Origin of the sequence: Mucilaginibacter rubeus, from assembly GCF_003286415.2 — a bacterium.
Lineage (GTDB): Bacteria > Bacteroidota > Bacteroidia > Sphingobacteriales > Sphingobacteriaceae > Mucilaginibacter > Mucilaginibacter rubeus_A.
Window position 1 is genome coordinate 4,442,812 of record NZ_CP043450.1, and the last position, 13,036, is coordinate 4,455,847.

The 13,036-nt window shown below is 45.4% G+C and carries 13 protein-coding genes; 3 read left to right on the forward strand and 10 right to left on the reverse strand.

The annotated features are described in order from the left end of the window. Window positions 1–25: 25 nt before the first annotated feature. From DEO27_RS17390 to DEO27_RS17410, 5 genes are all read right to left on the reverse strand, one after another. The gene (locus tag DEO27_RS17390; RefSeq protein ID WP_112567608.1) at window positions 26–1,021 is read right to left on the reverse strand and encodes a VOC family protein; all 996 of its coding nucleotides are present in this window, start codon (window positions 1,019–1,021) and stop codon (window positions 26–28) included. 51 nt (window positions 1,022–1,072) lie between these two features. Next, window positions 1,073–1,930 (reverse strand): SDR family oxidoreductase, encoded by an 858-nt coding sequence (locus DEO27_RS17395; RefSeq protein ID WP_112567606.1) that lies wholly within the window; start codon window positions 1,928–1,930, stop codon window positions 1,073–1,075. A gap of 544 nt (window positions 1,931–2,474) precedes the next feature. Then, window positions 2,475–3,467 carry an alpha/beta hydrolase gene (locus DEO27_RS17400; protein ID WP_112567604.1) on the reverse strand — a complete coding sequence of 331 codons (993 nt, stop codon included), beginning with the start codon at window positions 3,465–3,467 and terminating at the stop codon, window positions 2,475–2,477. 22 nt (window positions 3,468–3,489) lie between these two features. Continuing rightward, window positions 3,490–4,569: an alpha/beta hydrolase gene (locus DEO27_RS17405; RefSeq protein WP_112567602.1), complete on the reverse strand. Its 1,080-nt coding sequence runs from the start codon at window positions 4,567–4,569 to the stop codon at window positions 3,490–3,492. Window positions 4,570–4,799: 230 nt separating this feature from the next. After that, the gene (locus DEO27_RS17410) at window positions 4,800–5,861 is read right to left on the reverse strand and encodes a transporter (protein WP_112567600.1); all 1,062 of its coding nucleotides are present in this window, start codon (window positions 5,859–5,861) and stop codon (window positions 4,800–4,802) included. On the opposite strand from DEO27_RS17410, the gene DEO27_RS17415 reads away from it, so the two are divergent. The 3 genes from DEO27_RS17415 to DEO27_RS17425 all read left to right on the forward strand — a co-directional run bounded on the left by DEO27_RS17415 (window position 5,823) and on the right by DEO27_RS17425 (window position 7,910). Beyond that, complete coding sequence (locus DEO27_RS17415) at window positions 5,823–6,650, forward strand: nitroreductase family protein (RefSeq protein ID WP_223817982.1); 828 nt, start codon at window positions 5,823–5,825, stop codon at window positions 6,648–6,650. The genes DEO27_RS17410 and DEO27_RS17415 overlap by 39 nt on opposite strands. An 85-nt stretch (window positions 6,651–6,735) precedes the next feature. Continuing rightward, a complete protein-coding gene (locus DEO27_RS17420; RefSeq protein WP_223817983.1) occupies window positions 6,736–7,350 on the forward strand; it encodes a Crp/Fnr family transcriptional regulator in 615 nt (204 codons plus the stop codon). 182 nt (window positions 7,351–7,532) lie between these two features. Further along, the gene (locus DEO27_RS17425; RefSeq protein WP_112567598.1) at window positions 7,533–7,910 is read left to right on the forward strand and encodes a VOC family protein; all 378 of its coding nucleotides are present in this window, start codon (window positions 7,533–7,535) and stop codon (window positions 7,908–7,910) included. A gap of 5 nt (window positions 7,911–7,915) precedes the next feature. On the opposite strand, the gene DEO27_RS17430 is transcribed toward DEO27_RS17425, so the two are convergent. The 5 genes from DEO27_RS17430 to DEO27_RS17450 all read right to left on the reverse strand — a co-directional run bounded on the left by DEO27_RS17430 (window position 7,916) and on the right by DEO27_RS17450 (window position 12,941). Then, a complete protein-coding gene (locus DEO27_RS17430; protein WP_112567596.1) occupies window positions 7,916–8,293 on the reverse strand; it encodes a hypothetical protein in 378 nt (125 codons plus the stop codon). Between the two features lie 125 nt (window positions 8,294–8,418). Next, window positions 8,419–9,003: a Crp/Fnr family transcriptional regulator gene (locus DEO27_RS17435; protein WP_112567594.1), complete on the reverse strand. Its 585-nt coding sequence runs from the start codon at window positions 9,001–9,003 to the stop codon at window positions 8,419–8,421. A gap of 42 nt (window positions 9,004–9,045) precedes the next feature. Further along, a complete protein-coding gene (locus DEO27_RS31945) occupies window positions 9,046–10,980 on the reverse strand; it encodes a sigma-54 dependent transcriptional regulator (RefSeq protein ID WP_112567592.1) in 1,935 nt (644 codons plus the stop codon). Between the two features lie 13 nt (window positions 10,981–10,993). After that, window positions 10,994–11,905, reverse strand: coding sequence for a sensor histidine kinase (locus tag DEO27_RS17445; protein WP_112567590.1), 912 nt, complete (start codon window positions 11,903–11,905; stop codon window positions 10,994–10,996). Between the two features lie 574 nt (window positions 11,906–12,479). Further along, the gene (locus DEO27_RS17450) at window positions 12,480–12,941 is read right to left on the reverse strand and encodes a nuclear transport factor 2 family protein (protein WP_112567588.1); all 462 of its coding nucleotides are present in this window, start codon (window positions 12,939–12,941) and stop codon (window positions 12,480–12,482) included. Window positions 12,942–13,036: the final 95 nt, after the last annotated feature.

The window sequence follows — 13,036 nt, forward strand, 5'->3', positions numbered from 1 at the left end:
TGAATCTAATTATTATTGATTTCTTTTATTTAGGGAGCTTATCAAGAAAAACATGTAATGAACGAACCTTACCATTTTCCACGATCATCAAGTCCATACCTGAGATCAGTTTAGGGTTCGATTTTGGTCCGTAGTTCCAGTAATACCTTACAACATTATTGCTGTTATCGATCTTGATGAAGCTAAACTTAAAACCTTTGTTTTGTTCCTGTAGTTGGGTGATCCGGTTATTGAGGTCAGTCAGGCCGTTAACTACCGCTTCGTGATCAAAAAACAGGATGTTGTCTGCATACAGTTCACTTAGTTGTGAAAAACGGGCTTTCGCATCGGTGTTATCCCATATCCTGATCTGCAGGTCTACCATTTTTTTAAGGTATTCTTTTGATAGGGACACGGTGTTCAATTCCACCTCTGACGAAGCTGTCCATAACTTCACAGCGGGGTTGTGTTTTTCATAACCTTTGCCTTTTGGATAGCTGTTCAGCTCGATGGTTGAACCCCATGGGGTCTCCAGATAAACCCAGTTCTCACCCTCGGTATCGCCACCGCCTGACTGGATATCGGAAACAAATTTTACACCTTTAGCCTCCAGGTAAGCCTTGGTTGCCTTGATATCGCTGGTATAGATTGAAAAGTGACTGGCACTTAGGTCATCGCGGTAAGGTTGCTCCTGACTCCCGGCATTGGGCTTATAGGCAAACAGTTCGATATTGGACCCGTCGCCTGCACGCAGCATTTTGAGTTCTACCTGGTCTGCGTTCTCATGGATATGGAATGTTTTTTTCCATTCAGCAGGCATTGAAAATGGACCGAGTTGCGTCACTGGGGTGAATCCGAACATATCATGAAAGAATTTTACTGCCTGGTCCATGTCGGGTACATTGATGCCCACATGGTCGATCCCAACAAGGCCGGGAGCCTGTGCGTTTACCCGGTTAACTGATAAGGTAAATATGATTGCTAAAGTGGCAAGCGCTGTCCTTGTCAGGACCGCGAACTTGATTTTGATATTTGTTTTCATTGTTTTTATTTAGATATGGAAAAGGGAACCTTTTCGGAGTATATTGATAAATTATGCGGAGTATTTTCCAAGCCATTTAGCTTTAATAGCGGCCCTGGCTTCCACGAACTCGATATCTGTGCCCTGCGCGATCGCATCGAGCGGTTTACGCAACGGGCGGGTACCGGCAGGCATTTCGATCAGTTCCAGAATGCCGTTGGCAATTACCTGGGGATCCATATTGAATTCCTGCATCTTGCCAAACAGACCAGCACCGATGGCATTAAATTTCTGGGTGGCAGCTTCTCCGTACGCGTCAGTAATTTCCTGTTTATCTGAATTTACGCCAGGTTTCTGACCAGTGTTCATCTCTGTTGGGTAAACGCCCGGCTGGATACTTACGTTATCGATACCATACTCCGCAAGTTCGTCCTGCAACCCCTCGGTAATGCTTTCAACACCGAATTTTGAAGCCAGGTAAGGGATCATGAAAGGCATGGTGTGGCCGCTGGCACCTGAGGTAATGTTGATGATCAATCCCTGACCTGCTGCGCGCATGGCCGGCAACACTGCCTGATAAGTACGGATCACGCCATAAAAATTTACTTCAAACATCTGGCGGATACGGTCAAGGCTGTAAGCCTCTAACAGGCCGAAACCTGCAACAGCTGCATTATTCACCAGTACGTCGATCCGGCCATATTTGGCAAGCATATTGGCAAATGCATTTTTTACAGAATCATCTTTAGTGATATCTATCTCTACAACATCCACATTGGGAAGCTGGGATAATTCGTTCGCAACCTGTGCATTTTTACCGTCTATATCGCGCATTCCGGCGATCACGGTGTAACCGGCTTTTGAAAGGGTTGTAGTTGTTAATTTACCGAATCCGGTGCTTGTTCCTGTAATGAATACTATCTGTGACATTTTATTTAGTTTTTATTGTTTTTTGATATTTCAAAGTTCCCCTATCGCGCTTATCTGTGCATTGATCTGAAATAAAAAAAGGCATTGATAAATGTCAATGCCTTTTTTATAAACAATTAATTATAAACAAATTACGCACTGGCGATGTAATCACTACTGCGCAAACGACCATCTGAATAACGCCAATAATTCAATAAAAACAATAAGTCAGCAGATAATGATGACATGATAGTTTTGCAACAATCCCTATCCTTAGTACAGCGTTCTGCAGACGAATATCCAACGTCAGGATTTATGCACCGACATTGACTATGTCCGGTACCATACTTTCAGCCTTCTATCGGTATTTATAAAAATTGCAAAAATGGAATAGATCAGCTTGTTGTTGACCTGTTTCCGCCCATGGGGAACGTAACGCAATTTGGTTGCTGCCACATTTATAGCCCGGACCGACAAATAAATATGGGGGCTCATTGGTTTACCAGGAAACGCAAAAAGCCCGGGCAGGATTTAATCCACCCGGGGCCACAAACCCAACCCAACTTTATAAACCCAAATATTTTTTCAGTTCAGCAGCCGCGTGAACAAACAAAGATTTAACCTGAGGCAAGTGTGCAAGTGGGTTCAGCAATCCAAAATCGTGGATCATGCCATTGTACCTGATAGTGGTGGTCGGCACTCCGGCTTCGTCGAGCTTACGGCCATAAGCCTCGCCTTCGTCCCGCAATATATCAGCTTCTGCGATCTGGATCAAAGCCGGCGGCAGACCTTTCAATTGTTCAATGGTCGCGTTAAGCGGTGATATATAAATGCTTTCTCTGGCCGCTGCGTCAGTCGTGTAATTATCATACATCCATCGCATTAATGGTGTAGTGAGAAAACGGTCCACGCCATATTCTTTATAAGATTCAGTATCGAAAGTCGCATGGGTAACCGGCCACAAAAGGATCTGTAATTTGATCTCGGGTCCATTATTTTCCTTAGCCTTGATGGCAGTTACAGCGGACATATTTCCGCCGACACTGTTGCCCACGATGGCCAGGTTTTTACCATCGACGCCGATCTCCGCACCGTTTTCGGCAACCCACTTAGTTGCAGCGTAGATCTCATTGATCGCCTGGGGATAATGTGCTTCGGGCGATGGCGTATAATTTACAAATACGCCGGCCGCCCCTGAAAGCACGACCAGGTCCCTCACCATACGTTTATGTGTCGGATAGTCGCCCAGCACCCAGCCTCCTCCGTGAATGAAAATAAACACCGGTAAAATCTCAGTAGTCCCTTCTGGCTTAACGACGTTCAATTTTAAAGTGTACCCATCAACGGTGATCATCTTTTCCGTTTCCTGAATACCTGAATAATCAATTTCCACAGATTTTTGTGCGCCGATCAAAACTTCCCGCGCCTCAACGGGAGACATGGTTTCCAGTGCGGGCCCTGTACCACTGTTCAATGCTGACAGAAATGCTTTGGTTTCTTTAGAGATGGCCGGATCTTCTGAGAAATTGATCGGGCCATTGGATGTTTTTGTTGACATGATAGAACTGTATTTTAAGTTGTTATTTACTTGCTGTGATTTCGGTGATATCAATAGTTTTGGTCCGGAAAGCTTTTTTCAACTCAGCTGCGCCTTGTGTCATCGCAGCACGGGTTCCCGGGATATATGCCAGCGCGTTCAGCATGCCCCAATCATGGATCATGCCATTATAACGCACGGCAGCAACGCGTACACCAGCTTCGTCAAGCTTGCGGGCATAAGCTTCCCCTTCGTCACGCAGAACATCGTTCTCTGCTGTTAATACGATCGCCGGAGGGAGACCTTTCAACTGATCAACACCGGCCTGTAACGGTGATGCATAAATTTCCTTACGTTTCTCAGGATCTGTGGTATAATTATCCCAGAACCATTGCATCATACTTTTGCTCAAAAAACGTCCGGTAGCATATTTGTTATAGGACTCCGTTTCAAAATTGGCGTCAGTAACCGGCCAATACAATACCTGTAGCTTGATCTTCGGGCCCTTTTTATCTTTGGCCATCAATGCTACTACCGCCGCCATATTACCCCCTACGCTATTACCGACCACTGCAAGATTGCCGCCATCCACGCCGATTTCCTTACCGTGAGCTGCAACCCATTTGGTAGCTGCGTAACCCTGATTCACCGCAACCGGATAATGTGCTTCCGGCGATGGTGTATAGTTCACAAACACAGCTGCCGCACCGGATTCTACCACCAGGTCACGCACCATACGTTTATGCACGTCAAAATCACCCAAAACCCAACCTCCGCCGTGAAAGAACATGAACACAGGCAAGGTTCCTTTTATCCCGGCAGGCTTTACGATATTGATCCTGATCTGCTGACCATCCTCCGAAATCGTTTTTTCTGCAATAGTAATTCCGGAAAGGTCTACTTTAACTGAACTTTGGGCACCGGACAACACAGCGCGCGCATCTTTCGGCGACAGGCTCTCGATCGGTTTACCGTTTCCTGAATTTAAAATATTTAAAAAGGCTTTGGTACCGGATTCGATCTGCGGATCGGTTGCCGGATCGCTTGATTGTGCTTTAAGCTCTGTTCCTATTGTTAAAGCGCCGAACAGCAGGGCTGCTTTAATGGTCATTTTTGTTTTCATGTTTTTATGTTTTTTGTATTACAAAGGTGGCGTCCCAGGATCTATTCAGTGTTGACCTGTGTTAAAAAAGCATATTGACTTAAGTCAATAAAAGACGGCAGCAGATGATCTCAAAGCAGCAGGCCGTTCACCCACCATTAAAAAAGGAGCCTGAAGCTCCTTCTTGTATACGCCGGATGATATGAGCATCGTACGAAAACTCGGATCAGATAGTCTATGATCCTTGCTGACTATTTGGAAAGCGGTATAGCTATCCGCAAGGTCGGGCGGCTACCTGCCAGCCTGTTCTTTGCCGCGGTCTCAAAAAACACTTTAGTCTCAATCAACACGCCATTCGGTGCAAAATAGGCCAGTCCCGGGCCATAGCCGAACACACGCTCTTTAGTATCACCGATCCCATAGTGATCTGAATAATAATGATGGTCCCCGCCATAGCTGTCCTGATTGAACTGTGTGAGATAGTAAGCGGCCGCCTCCACTTTCAGGCTTTTGAAAACCGAATAATCAATGGAGTAATTCCCGTTATAATATGCGCCGGGCTTCCCCTTTTGTCCGACATAGTGCGAATTATAATTGAACTGGTTCCTTGAACTGATACTGAACTTGTCATCCAACATCATTGTAAAAGCGTGGTATACCCCATAGGCCCATAAATGTGAAGATGGATTTATAACATAATGACTATCATAATTACCGACCGGCAGGTTCACGTCAAATTCTACCCTATGGGAAAATGGTCTTCCGAAGAGCTTCTTGTCTGACCATTGAACAGCGGTACCCTGAACAACATCGCCCAATACACCGGGGTTAGCATTGGGTGCCTGTCCAGCTGCGCTGGAAGAATTGATCTGAACAATAGGCACCAATACCGTGAATCCCAGGTTCCCTCCAAGTACGCGTACCGGTGACAGGTATATCAGCTGGTTCATTTGCAAAAGGGAGTTTATTTTCAGGTCGGAGTGCAGGGCATGACCCCCGCCGTCATATACATCCCGCGTATGAAAATATTGGGCGTAACCTTGATAAACGAACCCTGGCTTGCCGGCAATACCGTCAAAAACATTCGCCAGACCGAGATTTGTCGGCGGCAATACAGGGTCCTGTGCGTAAAGTTTAAGGCCTGCTGCCAGACAAAGCAATATCGTAAGCAATGGCTTTCTGCTTTTCCATCCTCTGTCCTTTTGTTGATCTGGCTTTGTTGGTTGTTTCAGACCTTGCACGCTGCCGGCTGCCGGACTTTCCGGTTCCTGGCGTTGACGATCACTGATTGGCTTCTTGATATCCGTTTTCATAACGCAAACCTACTGCTCACCGCAACGGCGCTAAATGATGAAAAACAAGAAAAGGCGTTGATTTTTATCAATGCAACTTTTTATCCTATGTCAATGAGAAACACCATCCGCCAACGGACCTTTATAAAAATTAAACATATTATGAAAACCGACATTTTAGATATTACTGAAGCGCTGAACTGGCGTTATGCAGCAAAGAGGATGACAGGAGCTACTGTGCCTCAGGAAATTATTGACCGCATACTGGAAGCCGCTTGGCTTGCACCTTCAGGAATCGGCCTTCAACCTTACGAGATCTTGGTAATTACGAACCCCGAATTGAAAAAACAGCTGCTACCCATCGCCGGCAATCAGCTGCAGGTCGTGGAATCCTCACACCTTCTTGTATTTGCCCCATGGAACGATTATACGCCCGAACGGATCAATAAGGTGTTTGACCACCTGAATGAGCAACGCGGCACAAGCAGCACCACTTCGGATCGCCAGCGCCAGTTTGCCATCAATTATTTCTCCAAATTTACCAGCGAAGAGAACTTTCACCACGCTGCCAAGCAGGCACATATCGCCCTTGGGATCGCGGTAGCGGCGGCAGCGCTTGAACGGGTGGATGCCACACCCATGGAAGGATTCAATGCCAAAGCACTCGACGAATTTCTGGACCTTAGATCGAAAGGCCTGCGCAGTTCCATGCTCATGGCCATCGGTTACCGGGATACGGCCAATGACTGGAACCTTCCGTTGAAAAAAGTGAGAAAACCAAAATCCGAATTTATAACGCTGTACCGGTAATTGCCGACGGGATATCGTTCTCATCTAAATCGACACCGATATCCCCTTTGTTAACAAAACTAAATGCTAAGCGTAATATGTATATTTGAAACTTCAAAAGCACATCGTAAAACAGAAAACAGTGATTGAGGTCTTCAAACAATACATTCGCAGTAAAAGCAAGGTCACGGACGAAGATTTGGCACAAATTGTAGCCGCCTGTCAGGTTAAAAGGTTAAGGAAACGTCAATATCTGCTACAGGAAGGCGATGTCTGGAAATTTAACGCTTTTGTGACGAAAGGCTGTGTCCGCACTTATACGCTTGACGACAAGGGGAATGAGCATATCATTAATTTCGCTGTAGAGAACTGGTGGACAGGTGACCGTGAAAGCCTGGCCTCGGGAGAACCCTCCATTTTCAATATCGATGCTTTGGAAGATTCAGAGCTTATATTGATCCCCAAAAAGAATTTTGATCAGTTATGCGAACTGATACCCGCTTTCAATGACCTGATCAACAGCGTTCTGCAGAAAAGTTTCATTGTCGCTCAAAACAGGATACACACTTTTATCAGTTTATCAGCGGAGGAGAAATATTTAAAATTCCTGGAAAAATTCCCGCACTTGCCTATGCGTGTCCCCCAGGGAATGATCGCATCCTATCTTGGTATCACTCCTGAAACACTAAGCAGGATCCGAAACCAGACAGCCAAAAAATAGATCTCGTTGAAACGGGGCCCGGCATATTGATATATAAATTCCCCGGACCGGCTGGCTGAACAACTTGACACGCCCGTGCTATTGATAAATGTCAATGGCATTTCTTACTTTAAATCAAGTGAGGATATTTTTTCAAAGAGGAGATTTGTACGACCGGCAGAGAACGCCGGTTAAGATACAACATGAAAAAATCAACAGGCTTAAAAAAGATAGCGATCAGGATCAAAGGCCCCGAATTGATGATCTATCAAACTCTTGCCCGGGAAGTTGCCGGCTCAAAAAAACTCTTGATCAGCCCGGGATTGACAGTGTACCTGCTTCCGGACGGGACATCCATAGAGCTATACGGACCAGGATCCGTTTATCCCGATTACCTTTTTGCCGAATCTGACGTGGTCACATCCTATAAAGTAGCTGATATCGAAAAAACGGTCACCGAATTGAGAAAAGCAGGCGCAAGGATCTTAAGCCCGATCGAACAGGTCTGTAATGCTTACAGGTACTGCCATCTTTCAGTGGAAGGCCAGGCTGTGTTTGGCATATTCGAAGACAACGTATAAACGCCTCAATTACTTTTTTCATAGATCCCGATAACCGTTTTCTCAGGAGTGAGCACGTGGCAGTACCGATATGACGAACAGATTGTTTCGACCTGTCCCAACAATTCGGCTCCTTTCGGAAGCAACTCCTGTAACATGGTATCAATGTCGGGAACGCGGTAACTCACGACCACGTTACCGTGCGCAAATAAATATTCAGGGAAAGTAAAACCGGTTCCGTACAGCTCAACGGTGGTACCGTCGCCCATAACGTAAGCAGACAGGCTTGGCTCGACAAGTACTTTCCTGGTACCCGGATCCTGTTCCAGTAACGCTCTAAAAATATCAGCATCCCCTGTTCCTGATTTAACGGCTATCTTTTTAGCGAACGCGAAATTTTTCATATTTATCTTTATAATAAGCAACTGCGGTTAAAAGCGAGCGCTTATACAAAGTTCTTTAACCGGGGACTGATAACGATTGATAAATAATAAATAAGGATTTGACAGGAATAACCAAAGATCAATAATCAATTCTTCTTAACCGTTTGCCGCCTTATCCGGCTAAGTGTTTCCCTGGTTATACCTAAATAGGAGGCAATCATGGATTGCGGCACCCGTGTGTTCAGATGAGGTGAAGTTTCCAGAAATTGCAGGTATTTCTCTTCGGCGGTCAGGCTGATATAAGTGTGGATACGTCGTTGCGCGACCAAAAAGCTCTTTTGCAGGATACCATTGACCATATTCTTAAAAGAAGGTATCTCGCTGCAGATCCTTTCGAAGTTTGCGTCAGAGATCAGAATAACCTCGGAATCTTCCAAAGCGTCAATATTAAATATCGACGGCCTCCCGGTCGTCAGACTTTCGCGGTCACCGGCCCACCAGTTCTCTATCGCGAAATAAATAATGTGTTCATTACCGGCCAGGTCAACAGTGTAGGTCCTGAGGCATCCTTTAGCGACAAAACAATGGAACTTCCAGATATCACCATCCTGAAGCAGGTACTGCTTCCGCCTCAGTCTTTTGACCTGACAAGCGGACATAATAACGTTCAGGTCGGCTTCCGTTACGTCGCTCTTTTCACGCAAATATCTTTTAAATTGATCTGTCGCCATTTAATAATAATATGATCATTGTAAAATCTGTCCGGCCCTTTTTTACCGATCGTGGTATGACTCTTTCTTGATGCCCAGTTTTTTCATTCTTGAGGTCAGCGTACTTGGAGGTAGCCCTAAAATCTCGGCGGCGCCACCCGGACCAGTGACCTTACCATGGCAACTTTTAAGTACAGTAAGAATATGTTCCGCTTCGATCTCTTCGAGTGTTTTCCTGCTTCCGTTGGCGGACGGCCGCATACTTGGCTGTTCGCGGACAGGTGCCGGCAACTCTACTGCATCGATCACTGAACTCCTGGATTTGATCAGGCTGCGCTCTATAAGGTGCTCCAATTCGCGGATATTTCCGGGCCACTGATATCCGGCCAGCTGTTTTAAGGCATTTTCGCTCAGATCGGGCACAGTTTCCCGACCCATACTGCCTGCACTTTTCGCGAGAAAATATTTGCCAAGTATCGGAATATCCTCTTTACGGTCCCGCAACGGAGGGAGACTGATCGGAAAAACATTCAACCGGTAAAAGAGGTCAAGCCGGAAACGGCCTTCGCCCACTTCTTTTTCAAGATTACGATTAGTAGCTGCGACGATACGAACATCTACTTTTATCGTTTTGCTGCTGCCAATATGTTCAAATTGCTTCTCCTGTAATACCCTAAGTAATTTAACCTGCGACTCCAGGGGCAGTTCCCCGATCTCATCCAGAAAGATCGTTCCCCCGTCAGCCGCCTCAAATTTCCCGATACGTTTCTCCACGGCACCCGTAAATGCGCCTTTTTCGTGCCCAAAAAGCTCTGACTCGATCAGGTCCGCCGGCATGGCCGCACAATTGACCGTTACAAACGGTGCTGATTTTCTGGATGAAAGCAGATGGATATTGTGCGCGATCTTCTCTTTCCCGGTTCCGCTTTCTCCCAGGATCAATACGGAGACAGGCGTATCCGCAACAAGTTCCACATTATCCAGTACATGCAGCAACGCAGCGCTGTTACCATATATTCCATCAAATTTTGGAACCGCCTTAACCGGTTGAAACCTGGCGGCACGACGCATAACTTTCGTATCACCGGAAGCAGCATGATGAAGTTGGCTGAACAACTTCAAAACGGACCTTTCAGTTTTACATAATAATGCCCTGTGGGTATGGTCATAGGCATCTTCGTTCTTATTGTAGAAACCCAACTGAAGCATACCTTCGCTGCCGCGGCTTATAAACTGCAGCGCCGAATTGAAGCGGTACTGCGATAAAGGGTTAGTCCCATTTCCTCCCGGACGCGTTAATTCGGAAAAGGCCGGACCAGTTATGATCTTAGCGTCAGCGTTCCTTTTTCCGTCCGGCACCTGATCAAAATAAAATAGCTGCCCCAGGTTCTGCCGGGACAGTGAGGGTAATATCTGGTATTCATTGAAACCGATCCTAAAAAAAGCGCCCGATTCAGTTTCATGACCATCGGCAGGAATAAAATTGTAAGCCAGGTAGTCAAATGGGATCAGGGACTGAAACGCAGCCGGTATTTTGCTCAGTTTGCTCTCAAAAGGGATCTGCTCATCCGACAACGACCTTAATCCCTGCTGTAGCATCGATTCCCGCTGCGTTGCGAACTGCAATATGCTTTCATGTTTGCTACGGGCTATTTCCAGCATCATTAAAAGATCTCTTTCGCGGAACGGCTTGACCAAAAAACCGTAAGGTTGTGTCGCCTTGGCCGCTTCAAGTATACTTTGATTGGTATTGGCTGAAACGTAGATAAATCCGATACCCCTTTCCTGTAAAAAAGGAGCAAGCTCCGTTCCCATTGAATCATCCTGTAAAAATATATCGAGCAGAACCCAGGTCGGTTGATGCTTTTCGATCGCCGCTTTTGCCGACTCCACTGTATCCGCTGTAGCGCATACCTTGTAACCGGCATTTTCCATCATATTGGTCAGGTCATTGGCTACTATGAATTCGTCTTCAACAATTAAAAGTTTTTCATTCATAAACTCAAATTAACTATTCATCAGCATACCGCAAAATCCCGGGGCTGCTGCTTTTAATTTTAAAATCGATAGCGATTTCAAGGCCATTCATTTTATTTATAGTCACCTTGCCCCGAATTTGGCGGGACAAACCAAGTATAAGTGTTTTTCCCAAAGATCCTGAAGCATAAAAATCAAAGTCTTCCGGTAAGCCAATCCCGTCATCTGCATATATCAGCTGGTAATTATTATCATCGCCGGACAAAAGCCTGATCCTCACAATCCCTGTCCTGTCTCCGGGGAAGGCATATTTCAACGAGTTCGTTACAAGTTCATTAATAATGAGCGCGAACGGTATAGCAGTCGCCGGATCTATTTTCAAAGAAACCAGATCCATCTCGAATTGAACGCCCGTTCCCTTGTTAAATTCATCCACCAGGTAATCCACGAGATCCTTGATGCAACAGGACATTTCTATTTCAGTTCCGGCAGGATGCAAAAACAATTTCTGATGGACCAGTGAAAGCGCGTAAAGCCGGTGCCTGCTGCTGGTCAAAGTCTCTTTGCCGATCCTGTCATTAGTGAACGAGAACTGACTGTTAATCAAACTGCTCATGATCTGAAGGTTATTCTTTACCCTGTGATGCATTTCCGCCTCAAGCCATTCACTCCTCTGCCCTAGCTTCGCCACTTCGTTTTCCAAACGCCGTTTTTCCGTTTCCAGTATCTTCATGCTCTTTTCATGCTGACGCCTGATCCTTCTTACCATTTGAAGTCCCATCAGGTATAAACAAACGAGGCATAGGAATGTGGTAGCCAACAGTAAAGGACCAACTTTTAGGGCTTGCAAACCAATAGTTACCAATACCGGATCATTTGATGTATCAGATACCCCTATGAGGTATACGCTTTTCGCTGTCATTTCCATGCTTACAGTGTTTTGCATCTTTTTCGCATTAGTCAAGGCGGCGTAACCCCAGGTTAATCATAATCATCTTAAAGAACGATTATTCGCTTTGCTAACAAATCAAATGCCTATGCAGCAGCATTTGACAATCAGTTAATTAAAAAAAACAAGAATTCAATTTCTCGACATTTCGAGAAACCTCGATATTTCGTGAGTGATTTTCGGTTATTTGTAAAACCTCCGGCACTTATCGTTCGCCGCTACATCTATTCATCCAACCGGTCAATCCCGGATTGGATACCCGGGAACTTTTGGTAGCTGATGATCGCCGTACATAAATGATCAGGGGCTTTTATTTCATGGTTCAAAACTCTGCATAATTGGAAAACTGAAGATTGATCCATGGTAAATTGTATAATTGATCTTTATCAAGTTTAACCCTGTCATCCAGCGTTATAAAAAAGGCAGCCATAGGCTGCCTCAGATTTTTCGATCACATTAAAATCCTGAGAAACTTTGTCTCAGGAAACATCCGCACGTGCAGGAGGACTATCGCAGAGAATTATAATATCCGGCTTTAGCACATCAGCCTGTATACAAACCGACCGCGCGTTTATTGCTGTAAGGCCGCGCTCAGGTTACCAAATACCCCCAGTTGTCCCAATAATACCGTAGCGGCGGTGTAACAATGAAACGAGGTTACTTTCCCGTCTTTCAGATGAAAAACGTCACAGCATGGAGCATCGATCTTTTGTCCTGTTGCTCCAATAATACCCGCAGGTAAATGCAAAGGCCCCTGATGTGTTCCCTGTAGCGCCAGTTCAACAACTACTACATCTTCTTCGTCTCTTACATAAAATTCATACAACTCCCGGTGCATGTCAGGAAAAGCTTTAGCATAAATATCAACCGTATTGCCGATATCTTCACCGTAATACTTAACGCCTGCGGATACGTCCCAGAAATAACCTCCGTCAGCAAATAGAGCGGTGAAACCTTTGCTGTCCTGCACCTCTGCGCGGCGGTATAACTCACGTATAACTTTTTCGTTCTCTGAATTGGTTGCTTTTTTCATATGATTATTTATTCTGTTTGATACAAAGATTTGAAAATAAAAAGCCGCTGTTCTTGACCTATAACAGAAAGCCCTATTGATAAAAGTCAATGCTA

Coding starts and splice junctions, on each gene's coding strand:
- DEO27_RS17430 (WP_112567596.1), bottom strand. CDS start 8,293: ATGAAAAATTTCGCGTTCGCTAAAAAGATAGCCGTTAAATCAGGAACA.
- DEO27_RS17410 (WP_112567600.1), bottom strand. CDS start 5,861: ATGAAAACGGATATCAAGAAGCCAATCAGTGATCGTCAACGCCAGGAA.
- DEO27_RS17450 (WP_112567588.1), bottom strand. CDS start 12,941: ATGAAAAAAGCAACCAATTCAGAGAACGAAAAAGTTATACGTGAGTTA.
- DEO27_RS31945 (WP_112567592.1), bottom strand. CDS start 10,980: ATGAATGAAAAACTTTTAATTGTTGAAGACGAATTCATAGTAGCCAAT.
- DEO27_RS17425 (WP_112567598.1), top strand. CDS start 7,533: ATGAAAAAATCAACAGGCTTAAAAAAGATAGCGATCAGGATCAAAGGC.
- DEO27_RS17395 (WP_112567606.1), bottom strand. CDS start 1,930: ATGTCACAGATAGTATTCATTACAGGAACAAGCACCGGATTCGGTAAA.
- DEO27_RS17390 (WP_112567608.1), bottom strand. CDS start 1,021: ATGAAAACAAATATCAAAATCAAGTTCGCGGTCCTGACAAGGACAGCG.
- DEO27_RS17400 (WP_112567604.1), bottom strand. CDS start 3,467: ATGTCAACAAAAACATCCAATGGCCCGATCAATTTCTCAGAAGATCCG.
- DEO27_RS17435 (WP_112567594.1), bottom strand. CDS start 9,003: ATGGCGACAGATCAATTTAAAAGATATTTGCGTGAAAAGAGCGACGTA.
- DEO27_RS17405 (WP_112567602.1), bottom strand. CDS start 4,569: ATGAAAACAAAAATGACCATTAAAGCAGCCCTGCTGTTCGGCGCTTTA.
- DEO27_RS17445 (WP_112567590.1), bottom strand. CDS start 11,905: ATGCAAAACACTGTAAGCATGGAAATGACAGCGAAAAGCGTATACCTC.